This is a genomic window from Sorangium sp. So ce1036, from assembly GCF_051369805.1.
Taxonomy (GTDB): Bacteria; Myxococcota_A; Polyangia; order Polyangiales; family Polyangiaceae; genus Sorangium; species Sorangium cellulosum_F.
Genome location: NZ_JBBMOX010000001.1, coordinates 1410000 through 1433422, shown reverse-complemented (window position 1 = coordinate 1433422; position 23423 = coordinate 1410000). Strand labels below are relative to the sequence as shown.

The following is a 23423-nucleotide window of genomic DNA, read 5'->3' as shown; positions in this document are numbered from 1 at the left end:
GGCCGCAGTGAGCGCGGAAATTCTCTCATCGTTGCAGCCTGGACTCGCTAAGCTCTACGCGTGCCCCGTCGTTATCCCGTGCTCGTTGTCGACGACGACGCCGTCAGCCGGCACATGCTGCTGCATGCGCTGGCCGACGCGGGCATCGAGGCCACCGCGGTCCCCTCCGGCGCCGAGGCGCTCACCTGGCTCACGGCGAGCGTCCCCGCGCTCGTGCTGCTCGACCTCGTGATGCCGCCCCCCGACGGCTACGTGGTCCTCAGCGCCGTCCGGGACAACCCTCGGACACGGGACGTACCCGTCGTCGTGCTGACGGCGCTCGACGCCGACGAGGAGGTCGCCCGCGCCTTCGAGCTCGGCGCGGATGATTTCATCCGCAAGCCGTTTCGCCCCGCCGAGCTCATCGCTCGCATCCGGGGGCAGCTCCGGATCCGCGACTACGTCGACGCGCTCGCGCGCAAGGAGCACGACGCGAAGGTGGTCCTCGAGCTGACGCAGGCGCTGTCCTCGACGCTCGATTTCCGGAACATCCTCTTCACGGTCGTGCGCCGCATCGCCGAGGTGGCCCGCGTCGACCGCTGCAGCATCGTGCTCGTGCGCGACCAGGGCGACGTCGGGTACGTCGTCGCGGCGAGCGACGACAAGGAGCTCCGCGATCTGCCGATCGATCTCGGCAAGTACCCGGAGATCCAGCGGGTGATGCGCACGGGCGACGTCCTCGTGGTCGACGACGCCAGGGCGCACCCGCTGTTCGACATCGTGCGCGCGGAGCTCCCCGAGAACGGGTTCCGCTCGCTCGCGCTCCTGCCCATCCTGTTCGAGGACAAGCCGCTCGGCGTGCTCTTCCTGCGAGGGCGGCAGCCGGTGGCGCCCCATGATCACGAGCTCTCGCTGGCCCGCACGGTCGCGAGCGCCACCGCGATCGCGCTGCGCAACGCGCGCATCCTGCAGTCGCTCCGCGATCAGACGCAGCAGAGCACCTTCGCCAGGTTCGAGGCGGAGCGCCGCCTGAAGGCGCTCCAGCGCTACGCCGACTTCTTCCACTCGACGGCCGACGGCATCATCGTCGTCGATCCCGACGGCCACATCCTGTTCTCCAACCCGCGCGCCCAGGCGATCACCGGCCGCACGGGGGAGGAGCTCGAGCAGGCCAACCTGTTCGATCTCATCGAGGCCCGCGAGCGCCCCGTCCTCGAGGAGATCCGGGCCGGCTTCGCCAGGGGATCGTTCCCGCACATGGTCGACTTCACCGTGCGGCGGGGCAAGCTCGAGCACGAGAAGCGCATCCTGAGCTTCAGCTTCAGCAGCGTCTTGCGGGAGGAGAGCGGCGCCGTCCTGGTCAGCTTCCGCGACGTCACCACGGAGCGCGCGACCGAGGCCGAGCTCACCAAGACCAAGGAGTTCCTGGAGCGCGTCATCGACAGCTCCGTCGACGCGATCGTCTCGGCCAACATGGCGGGCACCGTCCTGCTCTTCAACCGCGCGGCCGAACGGATCTACGGTTACGACGCGAAGGAGGTCGTCGGCACGATGAACGTCCGCAACCTCTACCCGGACAACCACGCCGAGCAGATCATGCGGCTCATCCACGCGAAGGAGCACGGCGGCCCTGGCCGGCTCGAGGGGTATCGAACCGAGGTCCTGGCCAAGGACGGGGCGCGCATCCCGGTGCACCTCTCCGCGGCGCTGATCTTCGAGAACGGCGTCCCCGTCGGCTCGGTCGGCATCTTCACGGATCTCCGCGAGCGGATGCGGATGGAGGCTCGCCTCACCGAGGCCCAGGAGGAGCTCCGCGCCCGCGAGAAGCAGGCCATCATCGCCGAGCTCGCGGGCGCGGCCGCGCACGAGCTGAACCAGCCCCTCACCAGCGTGCTCGGCTACGCCGAGCTCATCTGCCGCCGGATCGACGACGCCTCCCCCATCAAGGGCGCCGCGACCACGATCCGCAGCGAGGCCGAGCGGATGGCGGAGATCGTCCGCAAGATCGGCAAGATCACCCGCTATGAAACGAAGTCCTACGTCGGCGCCGCGAAGATCATCGATCTCGATCGCTCGAGCGGCGACGACCCGAGCCGGGTGATCGGGTGAACGAGAGAACCGCCGAGCGCCTGGGAGAGCCCCCGGCATCCGCCGCCCCCGTCACGCTCCGCAAGCCCCTGACCCGAGACATCCCGCTCGACTGGCTCGACGACCTGCTGCTCGCGGCGAGCGAGCTCGAGCCCTCCGCCTCCATCGAGCAGCGCGCCTCGGCGCTGCTCGGCGCGGCCGCCAAGGCGCTCGTGGGCTGCGGGCTCGGCGTCTACATCCCCGGCGCGGCGGGCGCGCCGGTCGTCATCCGGCTCTCGCCCCGGGCCCACGCCGACGACGGCTATGATCCGGCGCGGCTCTTCCCCGAGCTCTCCTTCGAGCGCGTCCTGACCATCACGCCGGAGGATCGCTCGACCGTGCACGTCGCGACCGACGACTCCGGGTACCTCGACAGCGCCCCGCTCGTGGCGCTCCTGGACCGGCTCGTGCTCACCCTGAGGGCGTCGATCCGCGAGGCGCGCGCGCAGCAGACGCTGCGTGATCAGATCATCCAGGCCGAGAAGCTCGCTTCGCTCGGGAAGATCGCCGCCGGCGTCGTGCACGAGCTCAACAACCCGCTCACCTCGATCCTCGCCTACTCCGAGTACCTGCGCCGCAAGGGGGAGCGCAGCGGCTTCGATCCGTCGGATCTCGAGCGGCTCGCGAGGATCAACGAGGCGGCCGACCGCATCCTCCGCTTCTCGCGGGACCTGATCGCGTACTCGCGGCCGTCGTCGGAGAAGCCGGGCGCCGTCTCCCTTCATGACATCATCGAGCGCGCGCTGATCTTCTGCGAGCACCTCTTCGAGCAGACGGGCGTCACCGTCGAGAAGCGCTTCGGAGACATCCCCGCGGCCCGGGGCGTCATCGGCCCGCTGACCCAGGTGTTCGTGAACCTGTTCACGAACGCCGCGCACGCGATGCACGAGAACGGCGGCTGCCTCAGCATCACCACGGCGATGTCGCCGGACGACGACCACATCGCGGTCACCATCCGGGACGACGGCCACGGGATCGAGCCCCATCACCTGCCGAGGATCTTCGACCCCTTCTTCACGACCAAGACCGACGGGACCGGCACCGGGCTCGGCCTGAGCATCGTGCGGAACATCGTCGCCTCGCACGGCGGCACGATCCGCGCGGCCGCGCGCACGCCGCGCGGGACGACCTTCTACCTCGACCTGCCGATGGCGCTGCCATCCTCGGCGCACCGCTGATCTCGGCGCCCGCCCTCGCCCCGGCTCAGGGAGCGACCTTGACGCCGAGCACGAGCACGCCGCCCTTGTGCTTCTGGCCCGCCACGAAGAAGTTCTCGCCGGCCGAGGCGTTCACCTCGAGCAGCGGCAGGAACGTGTTGCCGCCCGGCTTCTGGATGCTCGTGCTGATGACGTAGCGCTTCGACTCGTCCCGCTTCTTCGCGGCGAGCACGTCCTTCAGCGACACCATGAGGACGCTGCCATCCGGGAGCTTGGTGGTGGTCGGCTTGCCCTTCTGCACGCCGATCTTCGTGCGCTCGAGGAGCTTATAGCTGTTGTACGCCGAGAACGGCGGCTTCCCGAGCTCGGGCATCTTGCCGATCTTGGGATCGATGCCCGTGCCGTCGTTCGTCGCGTGGAGGACCACGAGCTCGAACGTGGCCGCGGCGTCGGACGGCTGCGCTGGAGCGGGAGGCGGCGCCTGGCCTTGGGCGACGGCCGAGGAAGGGCTCAAGCCGAGCGCCAGGGCCATGACCGCGGGGAAAACACTCGCAAGAACTCTCATCACTGTCCTCCCGGGCCGTCGTCGGAGAGCCAAACCACCGCGGTCGTCGGGCCTGATGCCACGGCTTCCCGCGGGACGTAGAAGATCGTGCCCATGCGCGCCCCGAAGTCGACGGCGGCGACCTCCACCCCTGGCTCGAGCGCGCCCTCGGCGCTCGGCGGGGCGGCGGGCTCGCTGGTCGTCGCCGCCCGCGGCGCGAGCACCTCGACCGGCGCCGGCGTCGGCAGCGCCGCGCTGGGCGGCTCCGCTTCCGTGCGTCCCCACACCATCAGCGCGGCGGCGGCCGCCACGGCGAGCGCGGTGAGGGCAAAGATCGCGCGCGCGTTGTCGTTCGCCGGTGACCTCCGCAGCGGCCGGATGCGCGGCGGCTCGGCCGGCGGCGGGGCCGCGAGCGGCCGCGCGGCCCCGCCGCCGGCGTTCTCCGCGACCTCCCCCTGCCCCTCGTGGATCCTCGCCATGACCCGATCCGCGATGCCGTCGGCCGCGCTGGAGGACAGCGCGCCTTCCCGGACCACGTCGCCCGCGGCGAGGAGCCCGGCGACCTTCGCGCGGCAGCTCGGGTCATGCAGCACATGCTCCTCCACCTGCCGATGGCGGGCCTCGTCGAGCTCGCCGTCGACATAGAGCATCAGCTCCAGATCCGTCGGCGGGGCGCTCGCCTCCCCGTGGTTCGCCTTGCTGCTGTTGGCGGTGCTCACGTGATGTCCTCCGGCGCCTCCGCGGCGGCCTTGCCCTCTTCCTCCGCATAACAGTCGGCGAGGGCGCGCTGAAGCTTCTGGCGAGCGTGGAACAGGCGGCTCATGATCGTACCCTTCGATACCCCCATGGCCTGCGCCATCTCCTCGTAAGACATCCCCTCGACCTCCCGCATCAAGATCACGCCTCGATGGTAAGGAGGCAGCGCGTCGAGCGCGGCCTGAATACGCCCGGCGATCTCCCGGCGCCGGATGACATCGATCGGATCCGCGCCGTCGATCCTGGCCACGAGCGGGAAGTCGGACTTCTCTTCCGTGACCTGGTTTTCCTGGAGCTCCAGATCGCGGCGCCCTGGCTTCCGCATGAGATCGATCGCCAGGTTGGTGACGATCCGGTAAAGCCAGGTGAAAAACGAGGAGCCGCCCTGAAAGGAGCCGAGGCCCTTGTAGACCCGGAGAAAGGCGTCCTGCACCAGCTCCCGCGCGTCGTTCTCGTCCCGGACGAGCCCCATCGCGATCGCGAACGCTCTGCGCTGGTGCCGTTCCACGAGCGCGCGGAACGCTGCCTGGTCTCCCTGCTGCGCTCGCTCGATGAGCTCACGATCTTCCTCCGCTTCCCGCCGTCGCGCCTCGCGATTGGACGCACGGGCCGAGGCGCTATTCAGGCGAGGGGGAAGCTTCCCGCCGCGGAGGTTGCCCTCCGCGGACGGGCCTTCGCCCTCGACGTCGACCGGCGCATCGCAGCGATCGCCGGAGGGCGCGACCGGCTCAAGCTCGTCCGGGGGGGCAGGTGCAGAGGTCACGGGGTCAGCTTACCTGAGGAGGCTGGGGAGCGAGGACGACAGCGCAGCAGACCGCCCCTCGCGGCGCGCGGCAGCCGGCGGGCGTACCGAGCAGGAGGCGGGGGCCACCCGGCTCATGGCTCACCGGGCTCTTCATCGAGGTCGGGGAGCTCGCCGAGCGTGACGCGCACATCGAAGATCCGCTCGAACCGGGCGATGCGAAGCGTAACGACCCTGTTGACGCCGGCAATGCTGGCCATCCACCGGAGCTCGTTCGGGTCAGAAATCGGCTTGCCCTCGAAGGCGATGATCACGTCGTCCGGCGCGATCCCGGCCCGGTCCGCGGGTCCCCCCGCCAGCACCGCCTTCACCCACGCCCCCTTCCGGTCGGGGCGCTTCAGCCGCCCGGCCTCGATCGAGTTGAGGACGTCGACGGTCACCCCGACCTGGCTCCGCCGGATCTTCCCGTCGCGCAGCAGCATCGGCAGGAGCTGCCGCACCATGTTGATCGGGATCGCGAAGCCGATGTTGTTCGCGTTGGCGCGCACGGCCGCGTTGATGCCGACCACCTCGCCCCGGAGGCTCAGCAAGGGACCGCCGGAGTTGCCCGGGTTGATGCTCGCGTCCGTCTGGAGAAAGTTGAAATAGCCGCTCGGATCGAGCCCCTTCACGTCGTCGCGGGTGCGACCCTTGGCGGAGAGGATGCCCGCCGACACCGTGTGGGACAGGCCGAATGGATTGCCGATCGCGACGACCCAGTCGCCGACCTCGATGAGGTCCGAATCGCCCAGGGGCAGCGAGGGGAGCCCCTTCTCGTCCACCTTGAGCACCGCGATGTCCGTGTGCTTGTCGCGACCGACGACGGTGGCCTTGATGTCACGGCCGTCGACGAAGCTCACGAGGATGTCGGTTGCCCCCTCGATGACGTGGTTGTTCGTCAGCAGGAAGCCCTCGGGATCATAGACGAAGGCCGTCCCGAGCCCCTCGGCGACCGTGCGGCGCCGCCCCCCCGGCTGCTGCCGTTCGACGCGGGCCTTGACCGTCGCGACCGCGGGATCTGCCTTGCGGGCGAGGGGTGCAAACGAGCCGGGCATCCCCTCCGCGCGGACGATCGGCGGAGGGGGCGGCGGCGCGGGGGCTGGCGGCGGGACGGTCACCACCGACACGGCCCCCGCCGGGATGGCGGAGCTGCCCGTGCCGGAGGTGTGGCCAGGGGAGGCCTTGTTGCAGGCGGCGACCAGCCAGGCGAGGAGGACCCAGGAGAGAGCCCTGGCGCCGGCGGTCACGACCGCTTCGAGACCTCGAGGTAGCGCATCCGCAGGTCGTAGAGCGCCTGATCGAGCAGCCGCTCCTCGTCGCCCGTGAGGTTCCCCTTCGTCTTCTCCTGGAGCAGGGAGAGCAGATCGATGTCCTGATGCGCGAGGACCAGGTTCTGCTCTTCCTTGCCATCGGGGCTTGGCGCGTCGCCCAGGTGCACGTAGGCGGACCCGATGATCGACAGCACGAACGTCGAGAAGTCGAGCGTCGGCAGCTCCGGGGGACTCCCGGGGGCGGGAGACTCGCCCTGATCCCTGGCGTCGCTCACTCGGACCCTTCGTCGTCGAGCGCGGGCTCGACCCGCGGCCCCTGCGTTGAAGCGCCGAGCGCCGGCTGATCGATGGCGATCGCCTCGGCCTGCTCCTCAAGATCCGGCAAGCTCGCGAGGTACCCCTCGATGGTCTCGGCGCCGAACGCCCCGCTCGCCAGGAGGCGCTCGCGCACCCGGCGGTCGAGCTCCAGCTCCGTCAGCTTGCCCTTCTCACCTACGGTCATGTGTGATCTCCTCAGACAGCCCGCCCGATCCGGCAGGCCTATGACGACTTCTTCGAGAGCTTCACGAGCACGCCCCCGTCCCCGTGCTCGTGCGGGTGATCGTGATCGTGGTCATGGTCGTGACCGCAGCACCCTGCGCTCTCGGACTCCTCGATCCGCTCCTCCAGCTCGGCCTGCGCCTGCGCGATCTCTTCCTCGCTGGCAGCGCGTACGTCGCTGACCTGGACCTGGAAGCGCACGGTCTGGCCGGCGAGGGGGTGGTTCATGTCGACCCGGAAGCCGTCGGGGAGGACGTCGACGACCCGGAGCGCCATCGGCTCCCCGTCGGGCCCCTGGGCGATGAACTCGTCGCCGACCTCGACCTCGCTCGCGTCCGGGAAATCGGCCTTGTCGACCTCGAAGACGCCGGCTTCCTCATGCTCGCCGAAGGCGTCCTCCGGGTTGACGGTGATCTCGCGCTGCTCGCCGGCGCGCAGCCCCTCCAGCGCCCGCTCCAGCCCGGGCACGATCTGGGCATATCCGTGCACGTACACGAGCGGCTCCGAGGCGGTCGCCTGGTCGACCGTCTCACCGTGCTCGTCGAAGAGAACGTAGGACAGCGTGACGACCGTGTCCGTGGCGATGGGCAGCGACTCCATGGGCGGCATCTGGTCTGCCACGGCGGTTCCGCGGTTTCAAGCGAGCCGCGCCTGTAAGGCGGCCGTGCTATGAGGACGACCGATGGCCGATTCGACAGCTCGGGCGACCGGTCGCGACCCTCTCGACGCGTCGGCCTCTGCTGCGCAGGGCGGGCCGCGCGCAGAGCGCGCGGAGGCCGGGGGGGAGCCGTCACCGTCAGGCGGGACGCGCCCGGCTGCGTCCGCCGCTGGCGCCCCTGGCGGCGCTCCGGCCCGGGCCCCGGGCGACCGTCTACCACCTCCCCGGCTCGGACGGGAGAACCTGGAGCGGGAGCTCTCCCGCGTGGGCGCGAGGCGCTGGCTCCATCGGCTCGGCGCCCTGGCGGTGATCGCCGCGCTCATCGCCGCGGTCGTCGTGTGGCGGATCCAGACGAGGCCGCCGCCGCCGCCGCGCTACGTCACGGGCGAGATCACCACGGGCGACGTGATCGAGATCGTGCAGTCGACGGGGCAGGTGAAGCCGCTTACCGAGGTGCAGGTCGGGGCGCAGGTCTCGGGCCGCATCACCAAGGTCTTCGTCGATTTCAACAGCGTCGTGAAGGCCGGCGACGTGCTCGCCGAGATCGATCCGACGCTCTTCGGGGCGCAGATCGACTCGAATCAGGCGCAGCTCGAGGCGGCCAACGCCAGCGTCGTGCGCGCCGAGGCCTCGCTCGCGACGGCGAAGCAGCGCCTCGATCGCGCGAGGAAGATGGTGGCCGAAGGGGTGGGCTCGCAGGCCGATCTGGACGCGGCGCAGGGCGCCTACGACGTCGCGCTCGCCGACCTCGCGGCCTCGAAGGCGCAGGTGGCGCAGCACAGGGCGGTCCTCCGCTCCTCCAAGACGAACCTCCAGTACACGCGCATCTTCTCGCCCATCGACGGCGTCGTCATCAACCGGGCGATCGATCCCGGACAGACCGTGGCGGCCAGCTTCCAGGCGCCCACGCTCTTCGTGATCGCCCAGGATCTGCGCAAGATGCGCGTGCTCGCCGACATCGACGAGGCGGACGTCGGGCGGCTCCGCGAGGGCATGGAGGCGGACGTCAGCGTCGACGCGTTCCCGGGCGAGACGTTCAGGGGGACGGTGAGCCAGGTGCGTTACAGCCCGCTCACCCAGTCCGGCGTGGTGACGTACGCGGCGGTCATCGAGGTCGACAACCCCGAGGTCAAGCTGCGGCCGGGCATGACGGCGACCGTGAGCATCCGGTCCGCCGAGGCCAGGGGGGTGCGGCGGCTGCCGAACGCGGCGCTCCGGTTCAAGCCGGCGCCGGAGCGGGACAGCGACGGCAAGGAGATCAAGGGGCCGCCCCTCGAGCCGCTCCCGCCCAGGAAGGGCCGCGTCTACGTGCTGACCGACGCGACGCCCGGCGCGGAGAAGATCGAGCCGCGCGTCGTCGATATCGGCATCACGGACGGCGTCGCCACCGCGCTCTCGACGGATCTCGGTCCGCTCAAGGTCGTCATCGACGAGAACGACAGCCCGTTCAGCGGCACGGGACGCGGCCGCCGGCTGTTCTGAGGCGCGATGCTCCCGCAGGACCAGGGCGTCGCCGCGGTGCTCCAGGACGAGCCGATCATCGAGCTCTCCGGCGTCGGCAAGGACTACACGACCGAGGCCGTCGTGGTGCGGGCGCTCCGCCACGTGGACCTGACCATCCAGCACGGCGACTTCGTCGCGATCGTCGGCCAGAGCGGCTCGGGCAAGAGCACGATGATGAACATCATCGGGTGCCTCGACCGGCCGACCCGGGGCGTGTACCGGCTGGATGGGCTCGACGTCACCTGGCGCAGCAACGACGCGCGCGCGATCGTGAGGAACCGCCTCATCGGGTTCGTCTTCCAGGGCTTCAACCTGCTCCCGCGCACCACGGCGCTCGAGAACGTCGAGCTGCCGCTCGTCTACCGGGGCATCGGCGCGGCGGAGCGGCGCAAGCGGGCGCTCGCCGCGCTCGGCGCCGTCGGGCTCGCCGAGCGCCTGCACCACACGCCGAACCAGCTCTCGGGCGGCCAGCAGCAGCGCGTCGCGATCGCGCGGGCGCTCGTCACCTCCCCGCCGCTGCTCCTGGCCGACGAGCCCACGGGCAACCTCGACACCCGCACGAGCCACGAGGTGCTCGCGCTGCTCCAGCGGCTCAACCTCGAGGGGATCACGATCGTCCTCGTCACGCACGAGCCGGACATCGCCGCGTGCGCGAGCCGGGTGATCACCATGCGCGACGGCGAGATCCGCGGCGATGTCAGGAACGCGCGCCCCGTCGACGCGGCGGAGGCGCTGGCCGCGCTGCCGCTGCCCGAGGCGGCCGACCGCGAGCAGGCGCCGTGAAGGGCCTCCTCGCCGCGGTCCGGCTCGCGCTGCGCGCCATCGTCCGCTCGAAGCTCCGCGCCGCCCTGACCGTGCTCGGGATCCTGATCGGCGTCGCGGCCGTGGTGGTCGTGGTGGCGCTCGGGACGGGCGTGCGCAACCAGATCCTCGGCGAGCTCTCGGGCCTGGGCGCGAACTCGATCTACATCTTCCCGCAATCGACCCAGGCGTCGGGGCTGAAGCGCCGCGACAGCGCGCGGCTGTCGGAGGCCGACGGGGCCGCCATCCTGGAGGAGTCGATCAGCGTCGCCGAGCTGAGCCCGTTCAGCTCGACGTCGATGCAGATCGTGGCCGGAGAGGCCAACGTCGCGACCCAGGTGATGGGCGTGACGCGGAGCTACTTCTCGATCCTCTCGTACACCGTCGACGAGGGCGAGGGCTGGACCGAGGCGGACGAGCAGCTCAAGACCAAGGTCTGCGTGATCGGCGAGACGGTTCGAGAGAACCTGTTCGGCGCCGGCGAGGCGGTGGGGCAGTACATCCGGATCGGCAAGCACCCGTTCCGGGTGATCGGGGTGCTCACGAAGAAGGGGCAGTCGCCGTTCGGCGAGGACCAGGACGACAGGCTGCTCATGCCGATCGGGAGCTTCCGGTCGCGCGTCGTCCCGAGCGCGCCGGGCAAGGTGCAGATGCTCATCGCGGCCGCGACCAGCGAGCTGACCGTCGATCGCGCGGTGGCGCAGATCGAGGGGATCCTCCGGCAGCGCCACGAGATCGCGCCGGAGGACGAGCCAGATTTCGTGATCCGCACGCAGGCGGAGTTCCGCGCGTCTCAGGAGCAGATCCTGGGCACGCTGACGATGCTCCTGTCCTCCATCGCCGCGGTGTCGCTCCTCGTCGGCGGGATCGGCGTGATGAACATCATGCTGGTCAGCGTCACCGAGAGGACGCGCGAGATCGGCATCCGCATGGCCATCGGCGCCTCGGAGGACGACATCCTGGTCCAGTTCCTGGTCGAGGCCATCACCCTGTCGGTCATCGGCGGCGTGATGGGCCTCGGCGCGGGGCTCGGCCTGATCCAGATCCTCGCCGGGGCGCTCGGCTGGAGCATGACGCTGCCGCCCAGCGCGATCGTCGTCGCCGTGGGGACGAGCGCGGCGATCGGCATCGTCTTCGGGTTCTTCCCGGCGCGCCGCGCCGCGCGCCTGGATCCCATCCAAGCCCTGAGGCACGAATGAGGGCGACGCTCACCCGCGTCATCGCGGCGGTCCTGATCGCGCTGCGCGCCGTCCGCAGGAACAAGCTCCGCGCGGGGCTCACGATCCTCGGGATCACGATCGGCGTCGCGGCCGTCGTCATCGTCACGGCGCTGGCGAGCGGCGCCCGCGCCAGCGTCAGCGCGCAGATCTCGAACCTCGGCTCCAACTCGCTCATCGTCTTCGCGCGCTCCGCCCGCGCCTCGGGCGTCCGGAGCACCGCCGGCACCAGGCTGTCGGAGCTCGACGGCCAGGCGCTCCTGCGCGAATCGACGAGCATCCGGCTCGCGGCGCCGTTCCTCAGGGCGAGCGCCCAGGTCATCTACGAAGGGCAGAACGCGAGCCCGACGCTCGTCGGCACGCGCCTCAGCTACTTCGAGATCCGGAACTGGAAGGTGGCGCAAGGGGATCCGTGGACCCCCGCCTCGGAGAACCTCTCCGAGAAGGTCGTCGTGATCGGCGCCCAGACCGCGAGGGATCTGTTCGGGTCGCTCGACCCGATCGGCCGCATGGTGCGGGTCGGCCGCCACGCCTACCGCGTGCTCGGCGTGCTCGAGGAGAAGGGGGCGTCCCACTTCGGCCAGAATCAGGACGACATCGTGCTGATGCCCATCACCACGATGCGATCGCACGTCGTCGCCACGCGGCCTGGCGAGGTGCACGCGCTCCTGCTGAGCGCGACGTCCGCCGAGACGTCCGAGCGGGCCAAGCAGCAGGCGGAGGCGATCCTCCGCCAGCGGCACCGCATCGGCGAGGGCGACGAGGACGACTTCGCCGTCCGGAGCCAGGCGGAGTTCCAGGCGATGCAGGACGCCGTCTTCGCGGCGCTCTCGGCGCTGCTCGTCAGCATCGCGGCCGTGTCGCTGGTCGTCGGCGGCATCGGCGTCATGAACATCATGCTGGTGTCGGTCACGGAGCGCACCCGGGAGATCGGCATCCGCATGGCCATCGGCGCGCGTGAGATCGACATCCTGCTGCAGTTCCTGCTCGAGGCGCTGGTGCTCGCCACGCTGGGTGGCCTCGTCGGCAGCGCGCTCGGGTACGGCGTCGTCCTCGGGTCCTCGCACGCCCTCGGCTGGCCCATGCAGATCGAGCCCGTGGCGCTCGGCATCGCGCTCGGGGTGAGCACGACGATCGGGCTCGTCTTCGGGTTCTTCCCGGCGCGGCGGGCCGCGCGCCTGGATCCCGTGAACGCGCTCGGGCGCGAGTAGCGGCGCGGCTCACGCGAGCCGCGCGCGGCGATAGGAGGTCGGCAGAGAGCGGGAGGTCGAGGCGTCGAGGCGCGGCCGGACGTGCGGCGCGCGCCCCGGGCTCAGCTCTTCTTCATCAGATCGGCGAAGGTGCCGAACTTGGCTTCGCGCGCGACGCCGGCGCGGTACTGCTGGTACGCCTGCTTCTCGGCGTCCTCCTTGAGGGCGCGGATCGACAGCTTGGCCTCGCCCCGGCGCGGATCCACCTCGATGACCTTCGCCTCGAGCTGGGTGCCGACCGGGAACTCCTTGCGGAGATCGGTGCCGCGCTGCGTGCCGGTGTGGCCGGCCGGGATGAACCCCCGGGCCGCTCGCCCCGTGGTGCCGAGCACCCGGACGACGAGCCCGCCGTCGGTCACCTGCGTGACGGCGACCTTCACGGCCCTGCCCTGCTGCACGCGCTGGCGCGGCTCGCTCTCCTCGCCCTCGGGCGGCGCGGGGTGGAGCCCGATCCGGCGGCCCGCGGCGTCGCAGTTCGCGACCACCACGTCGACCTCATCGCCGACCTTCACCACCTCGCTCGGGTGCTGGATCGGCTTGATCGCGAGGTCCGCCGTGTGGATGAGCCCGTCGATGCCCGGCTCGAGCTCGATGAACGCGCCGAACGGCTGGAGGCGCGCCACCTTGCCCTTGTGCCGCGTGCCGACGGCGTACTTGTCCTTCACGGCGTCCCACGGATCGACCGTGGCGGCCTTGCGGCTCAGCCAGAGCTTGCCCTTCTCGTCGACGCGCAGGACCTTCACCTCGATCTCGGCGCCCGGCTTGAACAGGTCGGCCAGCTTGGCGCCCCGATCGTGGCTCGCCTCGCTCATGTGGACCAGCCCCTCGACGCCGCCGGCGTCGGGGAGCGCGACGAACACGCCCCACGCGACGACCTTGCGCACCACGCCCTTGTGCAGGGAGCCAGGCTCGATCGACGTGAGCGCCTCCGAGCGCGCCCGCCGGCTCTCCTCCTCGAGCATCTTGCGGCGCGACACGACGATGTCCCGCCCCTTCTTCGCGAACTGCGTCACGATGAAGTCGAGCCGCTGGCCGACGAGGTAGTTGAGGTCGGCGCCGTGGCGCAGATCGACGTGGGACGCCGGCGCGAAGGCGCGGAGACCGCCGAGGTCGACCTCCAGCCCGCCCTTGACCGCGCCGGTCACGAACCCTTCGAGCGGCTCGCCGCTCTGGAGCGCCGCCTCGGCGCGCGCGCGCGCCTGATCGAGCTGCACCGGCGCCCTCGACAGGAGGAGCATGCCGCCGCGGACCCCGGTGCTCGCCACGGTCGCGATGAACTGGTCGCCCTCGACAGGCGGCTCTTCCTCGAGGATCTCGCGACGGTCGAACAGCCCCGTCGCCTTCCCGGCGATGTCGATCCAGATGGCATGGTCAGTGATCTTGCTGACCTTGCCAAACACTTCCTCGCCGATGCTGAACGCCGGGCGCTCGCGCGGGGGCGGCGCGCCCTGCCCCTTGCGCCGCTTGCGCTTCTCGCCACCGGGCTGGGGCTGCCCTGCCTCGTCGGCGGCGTGCTCCTCCTCGCCCTCGTCTTCCATCTCCGCGGCGCCATCCTCGACCGACGCAGCGGTCGCGTCCGCCGCCTCGGCCCCGGGCTGGCCGGCCTCGTCCGCGCCCTTGCGACGGCGGCGGCGGCGGCGCTTCTTGCCAGCGCCCCCCTCGGCCTGCGCGGCGGCGCCGCCCTCGGCGGCCGACGCGGGCTTCCCTGCGGCCGCAGGGCCCCGCCTCCCGGGAGCTCCCGGCTTGCGGTTGCCGATATCATCCCGGGGCAGCCCCGGCATGCGATTGCCGATGTCGTCGCCCGGCTGCTCTTCCCACTCGTCCTCGTCGGCCGCGCGCGGCGAGGCAGCCGGGGGGGCCGCCGCGGCCGGTGCTGCCTCGGACTGGGTTGAGGTTGCCTGCGGCGTTGCTTCTCCGCCGGCCTCGCCGCCCGCATCACGCGCGGAGGTGGCCTCCGCGACGTGGGCTTGGGCTGCTTGCTCGGCCGCGGCGTTCGGCGCCTCGAGCGAGCCGCCCTGGTCGGCCGGATCTGCCGGCGTGTCCGCCGGCGTGGTGCTGTTTTCGTGGGTATTCATCCGCGCCTCGCGCGACAACGCATGCCGATGGGGGGCGAAACGTGCTCGCGTTCTCTCCAGCGGCCCCCTCGGTTCAATGGGGGGGAAGGGGCCGGAACCATAACGTACCTGAGCCGTTTGCGCGAGAGCCTAGCGCATGATGGGCAGGTGCTTGTTGGTCCCCCCGCTCCGATCGATGCGCAGGCCGCCTCCGCTCGCGAGGTCGTGGGCGCTGATCTGGCTGGCCAGCCGCTCCGCCACCTCGAGGAAGGCGCCCGCGATCGGGCTCCCCGGGGCCGCCTGGACGACCGGGGTGCCGGCGTCGCCCCACTCCCGGACGGCGGGATCTATCGGGATCTGGCCGAGCAGCGGCGCCTCGGCGAACTCCGCGACCTTCTGCCCGCCGCCGGCGCCGAAGAGCTCGTGCCGCTTGCTGCAGCCGTCGCACACGAAGTAGCTCTCGTTCTCGACCACACCGAGCAGGGGGATCCCGACTTTCTGGGCCATCGAGACCGATTTGTACACGTCCTGGAGCGCCACCTCCTGCGGCGTCGTCACGACGATCGCGCCCGTAGTTCTCAATTTCTGGGAAATCGTCAGCGCGATGTCGCCGGTCCCGGGCGGCATGTCGAGCACGAGGTACTCCAGCTCACCCCAGTCGACGTCGCGCATGAACTGGATCAGGGCGTTCTGGAGCATCGGCCCACGCCAGACGACCGCCGACCGCGGGTCTTCCAGCAGGAAGCCGATGGACATGAGCTTCACGCCGAAGCGCTCGAGCGGGAGGAACCGCTGCCCGTCGGCGGACGTCGGGCGGCCCATCACGCCGAGCATGGTCGGGACGCTCGGCCCGTACATGTCCGCGTCGAGGAGGCCGACCTTCGCGCCCGAGCGGCTGAGCGCGAGCGTCAGGTTGGCGGCGACCGTGCTCTTGCCGACGCCGCCCTTGCCGCTCATCACGAGGACGATGTTCCGCACGCCGGGGCACGGATCGTCCGGGAGGATGTTGCGCGTCGGGATGCTCACGTCCCACGCGAGCCGGACCTCCTTCGCGCCGGCGCCCTTGAGGGCCGCCTCGATGTCCGCCGCGAGCCGCTGCTTGAAGTGGCTGGTCAGCTCGACGGTGAGCGCGACGACCTCGCCCTCGATCGACAGATCGCGCACGCGCTCGAGCTCCGTGAGGGGGCGCTGGAGATCGGGAGCGATGATCTTTCCGAGCGCAGCGAGCGCGGCATCCTTCGTGATGGGCATGGGTCGATGGAGTTAGGACTGCTCGAGAAGCCCGTCAACCGGCGAGCGCGGGCAGCCGGCGACCGCCCGGTCCCCGCGGGGCGCCGGGCGGCGCCGGCCGTGCTCTTCCGGTTCCGGCGGCGCGCTCACCAGCAGCTGGCGACGGCGGAGTCTGGATCCGAGGGATCGAGCCTGCGCGACGGCAAGTAGCACCGCCCCTCCACGCAGCCCCCGCTCGCGTCCCGCTCGACGCACGCGCAGCTGCCGGAGAGCCCGCTGGGTGACTTCGGGCAGACGTCCTCCGAGTTGTCCTCGTTCAGCAGCGTGTCCGGATCGTCCGGGGTGCACTGGATGGGAAGCGCCGCATCCAGGCACGCGCGCTGGCCGCGCAGGGTCGTGGCGCACCCCATGGTGGTACCGACACCGCCGCAGTCGGTGTCGTTGCGGCACGGCTCGCAGAAGTTCCCCTCCCCGACGCAGGCGCCGAACCGCGGCACGCACGCGCTGTCCTTGCATTCGTAATCCAAATCACAATCAGAGTCCTCGAGGCAGGACCGGGCGCACCGGCTCTCGCCGCCGATCGTGACGCAGCGCTGCCCGGGGATGAGCGAGCAGTCGAGGTCGGTGTCGCACGGCGCGCACTGGGCTCGCCTGACGCAGGTATTGCGCATCAGGCACAGAGAGCCTTCGACATAGGTGTTGCCGTCGCCGAACGAGGCCGGGTCGATACACTCCTCGGTGGTCTCACCGCAAAGGTCGTTATCGCCCTTCTGGGGATCCGTGCCGCAGATCGCATGAGGGTCGCGCATCACGGCGCACTCGTAGCCGCCGGGGCAATCCGCGTCGGTCTCGCAATGCGGCTGCGCGCAGTAGGCGTCGGCGTCCCCTTCCCCCTTGCCGAGGCACTCCAGCCCGAGCGAGGTGCACTGGTCGGGAGCGCAGGTCGAGACGAAGCAGGGGCTGCCGTCGCTGCACTTGCCGGCGGTGCAGACGGGATCGTCGCCGCATGCCTCCTCGCGCCGGCAGTCGCCGGGGTTGTTGTTGCACTGCACCAGATTACACGGCGTGTCATCGGGGCAGCGTCCGTACTGGCCGCACTCGTGACCGAACGGGCAGGGCGCGCCGTGCCCCGTGAGCTTCCCGTTCGACCTGCAAACGGAGATCTGGGCGTTCGTGTCGTCCTCCTCGGCCGGCGTACAGTCCTGGATGCCCGGGAAACATTCCAGATGGCTGCTGCACTTGAGCACGCAGCGGTTGTCGACGCAGGTGTTGCCCTCCAGGCACTTCTCGGGCTCGCACTTGGCCTCGCAGACCCCGTTCACGATGATCCCGCCGAAGCACTCGTCGCGCGGTGTGTCCGATGAGGAGCAGGCGCCGCCCGCGCCGGCCGCCGCGATCGCGAGGCCGCCGAGCATCAGGAACGCGTGGATACGACGAAGACGGGGCCGACGGGCGCTCTGAGAGGTGAGAACCTGCTGCATAGGACCTCAGCGCGGGAAATCCCCGCAGATCGGGGCAGGCACGGTGGGCCTGACCGGAGACTAGGGAATGCGCCCCCCGAGCGAAGCGGCCGCGACAAGGTTGCCCTTGACGCCTCCCGTGCCGCCCAGAAGAATGAGCACTACTACACCATACTTCAGGCGGTGGCATCATGCGAATGGACGCGGTTCTCGGTTGGATGGGGCCAGGCATCGTGGCAGCCCTGAGTCTCGTGGGCTGCGCGGGAGAGGATCCCATACCAGCCCCTGGTTTCCCCGAAGGGACGGGACAGCCCGCGGCCAACGCTGCTCGTTACCCCGCGGGCCCCTATGGGGTCGGGCTCGGCCGGGTGATCGCGAACTATCAGTTCGTCGGGTACGCCAACGCCGCGGAATACAATGAGACGATGCAGGCGATTCAGCTCGCCGATTTTTACAACCCGACCGGGACGGATGTCTTCCCTGAGGGTTCGCCTTACGGCGCCGGCGAGCCGAAGCCGAAGGCGCTGCTGATCGACGTCTCGTCCGTATGGTGCTTACCGTGCAAGATCGAGGCGGAGTCGGTCCTGCCCAGGCTCTACAGGAAGTATCAGCCGCTCGGCGGCGAATTTCTGGTCCAGCTCGCGGACGGAAGGACTCCAGGCGAGCCGGCGGTGCCGCGCGACCTGTATAAATGGACGACCCAGTATGAGGTCCGGTACCCATCGGCGATCGACCCCACGTACAAGCTCGGCGCGCTGTTCCAGGCGGACGCCTTCCCCGCGAACATGATCGTCAGAACGCGGGACATGACCATCATGGAGATCGTCGCCGGCGTGCCCGAGGAGAACAGCAGCTTCTGGCGTACCTTCGAGAAGATCCTGAGCGACGAGCTCTGAACGAACCGCCACGTGGGTGCGTCGCCTGGGCGCCGGCGGCGCGCCCGCGCGGGAGCCCGTGCCCGGGCGCGACGCGAAGCGCCCATGACGTTGATGCCCACACACCGGTCGGCCCCACACGCCGACCCTTTCGATACGGAAGCGACCGATGACCCGAACCATCCGCTGCGCGCTCTCGCTGGCGATCACCGCCCTCAGCCTCGCCGCCACCTCGTGCGGAGCAGCCCCCGGCGCACGCACGTCGAGCCCGGCGCCTGATTTCTCGCTCCCCGCCCTCGACGGCAGGACCGTCCGGCTCTCGGATTACGCCGGCAAGAACGTCGTCCTGATCGACTTCTGGTCGACCACGTGCGATCCGTGCCTGGCGGAGATGCCCCACCTCGTCGAGCTCTACAAGAAGCACAAGGACAGAGGGTTCGTCGTCCTCGCCGTATCGCTCGACGGACCGGAGTCCCGCGCGCAGGTGAGCAGCACCGTCCACGACAGGGAGATGATCTTTCCCGTGCTGCTCGATGAGGAGACGACCGTGGCCGCCAGGTACAATCCGAAGCGCGAGCTCCCGTTCTCCGTGCTCATCGGCAAGGACGGCTCGATCCTCCACAAGCGCGGCGGGTATCAGCCTGGAGACGAGGTCGTGCTCGCCCAGGAGATCGAGCGGGCGCTCGACGAGTAGCGGAGGGGGCCCGCCCCGGCCCGCGCCCCGACGAGCAGCTTGGTCGCTGCGCGGTCCGAGGACCGTGGTAGGAAGCTCGAGGTGCGCAGCCCGCTTCAAGCCGTCCGTCCCTGCCTCGCCGCAGCGCTCCTCGTCACGGCCTGCCCGGCCGCGGCCGTCGAGCTCCCGAATGTCGGCGGTGAACCGATGTCGATCGACGTCGTGAACACCGCGACCGCCAGCTACCACTTCGACAATCGCAACGACGACCGCCGCTACCCGTCGCGCTATCTCGACGACAACTACGGAGAGCTCCTCGATCGGCTGGACGCCCAGATCAACTGGTGGCGCCTGCAGCTCGGGACGCGGCTCAACGCCTCTTTCTACGTGGCCAGGCCCTCGGCGACGAGCCTCGAGCTCCAGCAGAAGGTCCTGAACGACGAGGTCCTGTTCGAGCTGGACGACGCGGCGCGTGAGCTCCATTCCCGGTACCGGACGACGGTCTACCCGGCGAAGCTCTGGCTCACCTACACCCAGTCGAACGTGGAGGCCACGGTCGGTGACTTCTACGCCCAGCTCGGACGCGGCCTCGTCTTCAGCGTCCGCAAGCTGGACGAGCTCGCCATCGACACGACCGTGAGGGGCGGAAGGCTCGTGCTCGACCGGGACTTCCAGCTGTTCAGGATCGAGGCCACCGCCTTCGCCGGTCAGATGAACCCGCTGCGCGTGGACGACGCGAGCGGCAGGCGGCTGCATGGCGAGGGGTCGCCGCTCTTCTTCGGGTTCCCCGGCGCCGATGACCTGATCACGAGGGAGACGACGGTGGACGCGCAGGGGAACCCTCGCCCCCGCACGGTGATCGAAGAGGCGCGGCCGAATTACCTCGAGGACACCGTGCTCGGCGGACGCCTGGAGGTGGCGGTGAAGGGCGTCGAGCTCGCGGCGAACGGCGCGCTGCTCCTGCGCGAGTCGTACACCGAGGAGTTCAACCGATGCTTGAGGGAGCACGGCGCGGATCAGCAGGCAGCTCGCCGCCTGTGCGGAGGCGAGTTCCCGGAGTTCAATGTCATCAGCGCGAACCCCGCGCGGCAACACAACACGATCCGCACCTTCAGCGGATCGCTCAGTATTCCGTCCATCGCGGAGCGTGGCGATCTCTACGTCGAGGTGGCTGGTCAGCAGCTCCGTGATGGTCACCTCGATCGTGACGACGTACCGATGGAGGACGTGTCCGGCTACGCCGTGTACCTGGCGGCGAACGCGCGAGGCGGTCCGCTGGCCGTCTCCGTGGAAGGGAAGCACTACCGGCGATTCTTTCCCCTCTCGGCCAACATCGATGTCTCCGTGCTCTCGAACCCGGGGTTCAATGCGCCGGAGTTCGAGGGCGTCGCCTACAATCAACCTCCGACGGCAGAGCCCATCTACGTCGAGCCGATCGGGGCGCCGAACCTCTGTGTCACGGGCGGGCGCGGGCGCGTCGACTACCGCTTCAACCGGAGCGCGGCCATCTACGCCTGGCTCGGGCATTACGTGAGCTTCTCGGAGCGCCAGGCGAACTACGATTGCAAGACGGATGACGCGAACCGGACCGACACCTGGGACGCCGCGGCAGGCACCGAGATTGATTTCGATCGTGGCCGCTCGCACGTGCGCGCGTGGGCTGGAGCTCGGCAGTCCGACGAGGCCGACACCGGTCACCTCTTCTATGGTGAGGGCTATGTTCGTTATGACATCGTGAAGCACCTCGCCGGCGCGTTCTCGCTCCAGGCGCAGGGCAACAGCCGCCGCCGCTACAGGCCGGAAAACTTCGAGTCGTCCTGGGTCGAAGGGGACAATTACCTTGCGCTCCAGTGGTCGCCGCACATCGCCGCGGTGTTCGGGCACGAGTACACGTCCCAGCCCGGGTGCGAGCCCGGCAAGGGGGACGAGCTCTGCCATTTCTTCAACGGGGGCCTGCAGTGGAAATCTGGATCGCGCAGGACCGCGCTCGATCAGGTCGTCGACACGGTGCAGCTCTTCGTGGGCCAGCGGCGCGGGGGGTTGCGCTGCGTGTCGGGCGTGTGCCGGTTCTTCCCGCCGTTCGAGGGCGCGCGGCTCGAGCTCGTCTCGAGGTTCTGATCCAGGGTGCGCGCCCCGCGCGGGCCGCCGGCTGCCGTCAGGACGCGCCGAGGATGGCGCAGGCCACCGAGCTCCTCACCCGGGGGTCGGGATCGGCGAGGAGCAGGGCGGCGCGCGGGATCTCGCCGAGATCGACCATGCCGACCCCGGCCGCCTCGCGCACCGGAGCCTCGTGGGCTCGGACGTCGCGCGCCAGGAGCGGCACGGCCGCCCGCACGTTCGCGCGGGCAAGCACGCTCCGGGCGCGCACCGCGCGCGTCGATGTCCCCGAGGCGAGCCTCGTCATCCAGGCGACCGCAGCGGCGCGCTCGCGCGCGGCGATCCGCGGGGAGGCCTCGACGTAGCGGGCGTGGGCGGCGAAGGCCACGGCCTCCTCCGGATCGCGCTGCGCCTCGGTGAGCGCCACCCGCACCGCGGGATCCTCGATGGGCGCAGAGAGGATGGCGTACACGCGGTCTCGGCTCTGGCTGTAGCGGATCGCGTCGAGGAGGAAGGAGATCGCCTCCCCGGCGCCGGCGCCTCCGGCGCGCACCAGCGCGCGCGCGGCGGCGATCGCGGGCGCGCCGCGCTGGGTGGAGATCGCCCAGAGCAGCTGCGCGCGCCCGCCCGCGTCGATCGCGCGCGGCGCCGCCCACGCCTCGGCGATCGCCTCGCGCCCCGGCTCATCCGAGAGGCCCCAGACGTCCCGCAGGGCCAGCACGACCGCGTCGCCGCCGAGCGCGCCGGCTGCGCGGATGGCGAGCGTGCGCGCGAGCGGGTACGGGTCGAGGCGGGCGGCTTCGAGCAGCGCCTCGCGATCGCGCGGGTCCGCCGCGGCGATCGCAGCGCGGAGCGCCGAGACGCGCACGTCCTGATCTCCGTCGAGCATCCGCGCGCGGCGCGCCGCGCCGTCCTCGGCCGCCACGAGGGCCCGCGCCTCGAGCGCGCGGAGCGCGGCGCTCGGGGCGGACCTCCGCTCGGCGACGTACCGCCTCACGCGCTCCGCCTCGGTGAGGCCCGCCTCGAAGAGGATCGTCGCGGCGGCGGTCGCGACGACGTCCGAGCCCGCGGCGCGCTCGTCGAGCACATCCTCCAGGTGACGCGCGCACGTCCGGAGCTCGCGCAGTCGATCGACGCCGGACGGCGGCGCCGCGCGCGAGATCTCGCCCGCCGCCACCGCGCGCGCGATCGCGCGCGCATCGTCGGTGTCGAGCGCGCCGCGGCGCAGCTCGTCGCTCAGGGCACGGCGCAGCTCGTCGAGGCTGCCCGCCTCGGCCGCGCGCACGGACGCGGATCTCGCGCAGCCGAGGATCGCGGAGAGCGAGAGGAGGCCGGCGAGGAGCGACGCGGAGAGCGCGCGGTGCATGGGCGCCTCTTACCGCGCCGAAGTTCGCGATCGAAGCCCCTTCGACTCGACCACCACGGGAATCCGTTCTATACGGCGCGCTCTCATTCCGGCACCATGCGTATCGACGTCATCGCCAACACCAGCGCGCGCCGGTACCGGACGGGGGGCTCGCTCATCGATCGCATGGCGGCTGCCTGCGCCGGCGCGGCGGAGCTTCACCCGACCTCGAGCGTCGCGGAGCTCGGCGAGGTGTGCGAGCGCATCGCCCGGCGGGGCACGGATCTCGTCGCGCTCTCCGGCGGCGACGGCAGCTTCATGGCGGGGGTCACGGCCCTCGCCCGCGCCTTCGGCGAGGGCGACTTGCCGCCGCTCGCCTTGCTGCCAGGCGGAACCGTGGCCACCGTCGCTCGGAACTGGGGCATGTCCGGCGATCCCGCCGCGCTCCTCGAGCGCATCGTCCGCGGGCTTCGCGGCCGCCGGAGCGGCACCGCCATCCCAGGGGTCGTTCGTCGGCCCACCCTGCGCGTGCGAGCGACCGCGCGTGGCGGCGTGGAGGAGCGCATCGGCTTCATCTTCGGCACCGGGCTCGTCGCCAGCTTCTTCGACGTCTACTACGAGCGCGGAGGCGACGGATACGGCGCCGCCGCGCGCATCGTGGCGCGGGTCTTCGTGGAGTCCTTCTACGGCGGCGCGTATGCGCGTCGCGTCCTCGATCCGCTGCCGTGCACGATCGACGTGGAGGGGAGACAGCTCGCCCCCCGTGCCTGGTCGCTCGTCTGCGCGTCGGTGGTGCACGACCTCGGCATTCACATGCGGGTCACCTACCGGGCTGGAGAGGACCTCGCGCGCCCGCACCTCGTGGCCAGCGCCCTGTCCCCCCGGGAGCTCGGGCCGCGGGCCCCGCTCGTCCTCGCGGGCCGGCGGATCGGCGGCAAGCATCATTTTGACGACCTTGTCCGTGATTTCACGGTCCGCTTCAGCGTCCCGGCCAGCGCGACCTCGCTCGGAGAAGGCCCGTACATCCTCGACGGAGATCCCCTTCGGGCCTCGGAGGTCCGAGTTTCCGCCGGACCGGCCATCGACGTCCTGTCGCGCGCCTGAG

General features: G+C 70.7%; 21 protein-coding genes. 10 read left to right on the top strand and 11 right to left on the bottom strand.

The window, feature by feature from the left end; genetic code table 11:
• Window positions 1–60 precede the first annotated feature (60 nt).
• Both WMF31_RS05285 and WMF31_RS05280 read left to right on the top strand, forming a co-directional pair.
• Complete coding sequence (locus WMF31_RS05285) at window positions 61–2088, top strand: PAS domain S-box protein (RefSeq protein WP_436600883.1); 2028 nt, start codon at window positions 61–63, stop codon at window positions 2086–2088.
• Entirely contained in the window at window positions 2085–3284 is a 1200-nt protein-coding gene (locus WMF31_RS05280) for a sensor histidine kinase (RefSeq protein WP_436600882.1), read from the top strand. Before WMF31_RS05285 ends, WMF31_RS05280 begins: the two co-directional genes overlap by 4 nt.
• Window positions 3285–3309: 25 nt before the next feature.
• Here WMF31_RS05280 and WMF31_RS05275 read toward each other — a convergent pair whose 3' ends face one another.
• From WMF31_RS05275 to WMF31_RS05245, 7 genes are all read right to left on the bottom strand, one after another.
• Window positions 3310–3828, bottom strand: a complete 519-nt coding sequence (locus WMF31_RS05275; RefSeq protein WP_436600881.1) for a hypothetical protein — start codon at window positions 3826–3828, stop codon at window positions 3310–3312.
• The gene (locus WMF31_RS05270) at window positions 3828–4526 is read right to left on the bottom strand and encodes an anti-sigma factor family protein (protein WP_436600880.1); all 699 of its coding nucleotides are present in this window, start codon (window positions 4524–4526) and stop codon (window positions 3828–3830) included. Before WMF31_RS05270 ends, WMF31_RS05275 begins: the two co-directional genes overlap by 1 nt.
• Window positions 4523–5326, bottom strand: a complete 804-nt coding sequence (locus tag WMF31_RS05265) for a sigma-70 family RNA polymerase sigma factor (RefSeq protein WP_436600879.1) — start codon at window positions 5324–5326, stop codon at window positions 4523–4525. Before WMF31_RS05265 ends, WMF31_RS05270 begins: the two co-directional genes overlap by 4 nt.
• Window positions 5327–5439: 113 nt before the next feature.
• Window positions 5440–6591 carry a S1C family serine protease gene (locus tag WMF31_RS05260; protein ID WP_436600878.1) on the bottom strand — a complete coding sequence of 384 codons (1152 nt, stop codon included), beginning with the start codon at window positions 6589–6591 and terminating at the stop codon, window positions 5440–5442.
• On the bottom strand, window positions 6588–6890 hold the full coding sequence (locus WMF31_RS05255; protein ID WP_436600877.1) for a DUF1844 domain-containing protein: 303 nt from the start codon (window positions 6888–6890) through the stop codon (window positions 6588–6590). The genes WMF31_RS05260 and WMF31_RS05255 overlap by 4 nt, the downstream gene beginning before the upstream one ends.
• Window positions 6887–7117 carry a hypothetical protein gene (locus WMF31_RS05250; RefSeq protein WP_436600876.1) on the bottom strand — a complete coding sequence of 77 codons (231 nt, stop codon included), beginning with the start codon at window positions 7115–7117 and terminating at the stop codon, window positions 6887–6889. Before WMF31_RS05250 ends, WMF31_RS05255 begins: the two co-directional genes overlap by 4 nt.
• A gap of 38 nt (window positions 7118–7155) precedes the next feature.
• Window positions 7156–7776, bottom strand: coding sequence for an FKBP-type peptidyl-prolyl cis-trans isomerase (locus tag WMF31_RS05245; protein WP_436600875.1), 621 nt, complete (start codon window positions 7774–7776; stop codon window positions 7156–7158).
• 301 nt (window positions 7777–8077) lie between these two features.
• On the opposite strand from WMF31_RS05245, the gene WMF31_RS05240 reads away from it, so the two are divergent.
• Genes WMF31_RS05240 through WMF31_RS05225 form a run of 4 tightly spaced genes read left to right on the top strand, consistent with a single transcriptional unit; the run spans window position 8078 to window position 12545 of the window.
• The gene (locus WMF31_RS05240; protein WP_436600874.1) at window positions 8078–9295 is read left to right on the top strand and encodes an efflux RND transporter periplasmic adaptor subunit; all 1218 of its coding nucleotides are present in this window, start codon (window positions 8078–8080) and stop codon (window positions 9293–9295) included.
• 6 nt (window positions 9296–9301) lie between these two features.
• Window positions 9302–10099 carry an ABC transporter ATP-binding protein gene (locus tag WMF31_RS05235; RefSeq protein ID WP_436600873.1) on the top strand — a complete coding sequence of 266 codons (798 nt, stop codon included), beginning with the start codon at window positions 9302–9304 and terminating at the stop codon, window positions 10097–10099.
• Complete coding sequence (locus WMF31_RS05230; RefSeq protein ID WP_436600872.1) at window positions 10096–11316, top strand: ABC transporter permease; 1221 nt, start codon at window positions 10096–10098, stop codon at window positions 11314–11316. The genes WMF31_RS05235 and WMF31_RS05230 overlap by 4 nt, the downstream gene beginning before the upstream one ends.
• Window positions 11313–12545 carry an ABC transporter permease gene (locus tag WMF31_RS05225; protein WP_436600871.1) on the top strand — a complete coding sequence of 411 codons (1233 nt, stop codon included), beginning with the start codon at window positions 11313–11315 and terminating at the stop codon, window positions 12543–12545. Before WMF31_RS05230 ends, WMF31_RS05225 begins: the two co-directional genes overlap by 4 nt.
• A 101-nt stretch (window positions 12546–12646) precedes the next feature.
• On the opposite strand, the gene WMF31_RS05220 is transcribed toward WMF31_RS05225, so the two are convergent.
• The 3 genes from WMF31_RS05220 to WMF31_RS05210 all read right to left on the bottom strand — a co-directional run bounded on the left by WMF31_RS05220 (window position 12647) and on the right by WMF31_RS05210 (window position 17283).
• Window positions 12647–14659 carry a S1 RNA-binding domain-containing protein gene (locus tag WMF31_RS05220; protein ID WP_436600870.1) on the bottom strand — a complete coding sequence of 671 codons (2013 nt, stop codon included), beginning with the start codon at window positions 14657–14659 and terminating at the stop codon, window positions 12647–12649.
• A gap of 129 nt (window positions 14660–14788) precedes the next feature.
• Window positions 14789–15889 carry a P-loop NTPase gene (locus tag WMF31_RS05215; protein WP_436600869.1) on the bottom strand — a complete coding sequence of 367 codons (1101 nt, stop codon included), beginning with the start codon at window positions 15887–15889 and terminating at the stop codon, window positions 14789–14791.
• Window positions 15890–16014: 125 nt separating this feature from the next.
• Window positions 16015–17283 (bottom strand): hypothetical protein, encoded by a 1269-nt coding sequence (locus tag WMF31_RS05210; protein ID WP_436600868.1) that lies wholly within the window; start codon window positions 17281–17283, stop codon window positions 16015–16017.
• A 278-nt stretch (window positions 17284–17561) separates the two neighbouring features.
• Here WMF31_RS05210 and WMF31_RS05205 point away from each other — a divergent pair, with 278 nt between their 5' ends.
• The 3 genes from WMF31_RS05205 (at window position 17562) to WMF31_RS05195 (ending at window position 20994) form a co-directional block, all read left to right on the top strand.
• A complete protein-coding gene (locus WMF31_RS05205) occupies window positions 17562–18224 on the top strand; it encodes a TlpA family protein disulfide reductase (protein ID WP_436600867.1) in 663 nt (220 codons plus the stop codon).
• 148 nt (window positions 18225–18372) lie between these two features.
• Window positions 18373–18897 (top strand): peroxiredoxin family protein, encoded by a 525-nt coding sequence (locus tag WMF31_RS05200; RefSeq protein WP_436600866.1) that lies wholly within the window; start codon window positions 18373–18375, stop codon window positions 18895–18897.
• An 81-nt stretch (window positions 18898–18978) separates the two neighbouring features.
• A complete protein-coding gene (locus WMF31_RS05195) occupies window positions 18979–20994 on the top strand; it encodes a DUF6029 family protein (RefSeq protein ID WP_436600865.1) in 2016 nt (671 codons plus the stop codon).
• A 37-nt stretch (window positions 20995–21031) separates the two neighbouring features.
• Here the strand turns inward: WMF31_RS05195 and WMF31_RS05190 are convergent, their stop codons facing one another.
• On the bottom strand, window positions 21032–22339 hold the full coding sequence (locus tag WMF31_RS05190) for a hypothetical protein (RefSeq protein WP_436600864.1): 1308 nt from the start codon (window positions 22337–22339) through the stop codon (window positions 21032–21034).
• Between the two features lie 96 nt (window positions 22340–22435).
• On the opposite strand from WMF31_RS05190, the gene WMF31_RS05185 reads away from it, so the two are divergent.
• Complete coding sequence (locus WMF31_RS05185; protein ID WP_436600863.1) at window positions 22436–23422, top strand: diacylglycerol/lipid kinase family protein; 987 nt, start codon at window positions 22436–22438, stop codon at window positions 23420–23422.
• Window position 23423: the final 1 nt, after the last annotated feature.

Coding starts and splice junctions, on each gene's coding strand:
- WMF31_RS05275 (WP_436600881.1), bottom strand. CDS start 3,828: ATGAGAGTTCTTGCGAGTGTTTTCCCCGCGGTCATGGCCCTGGCGCTC.
- WMF31_RS05250 (WP_436600876.1), bottom strand. CDS start 7,117: ATGACCGTAGGTGAGAAGGGCAAGCTGACGGAGCTGGAGCTCGACCGC.
- WMF31_RS05235 (WP_436600873.1), top strand. CDS start 9,302: ATGCTCCCGCAGGACCAGGGCGTCGCCGCGGTGCTCCAGGACGAGCCG.
- WMF31_RS05225 (WP_436600871.1), top strand. CDS start 11,313: ATGAGGGCGACGCTCACCCGCGTCATCGCGGCGGTCCTGATCGCGCTG.
- WMF31_RS05220 (WP_436600870.1), bottom strand. CDS start 14,659: ATGAATACCCACGAAAACAGCACCACGCCGGCGGACACGCCGGCAGAT.
- WMF31_RS05215 (WP_436600869.1), bottom strand. CDS start 15,889: ATGCCCATCACGAAGGATGCCGCGCTCGCTGCGCTCGGAAAGATCATC.
- WMF31_RS05210 (WP_436600868.1), bottom strand. CDS start 17,283: ATGCTCGGCGGCCTCGCGATCGCGGCGGCCGGCGCGGGCGGCGCCTGC.
- WMF31_RS05200 (WP_436600866.1), top strand. CDS start 18,373: ATGACCCGAACCATCCGCTGCGCGCTCTCGCTGGCGATCACCGCCCTC.
- WMF31_RS05190 (WP_436600864.1), bottom strand. CDS start 22,339: ATGCACCGCGCGCTCTCCGCGTCGCTCCTCGCCGGCCTCCTCTCGCTC.
- WMF31_RS05185 (WP_436600863.1), top strand. CDS start 22,436: ATGCGTATCGACGTCATCGCCAACACCAGCGCGCGCCGGTACCGGACG.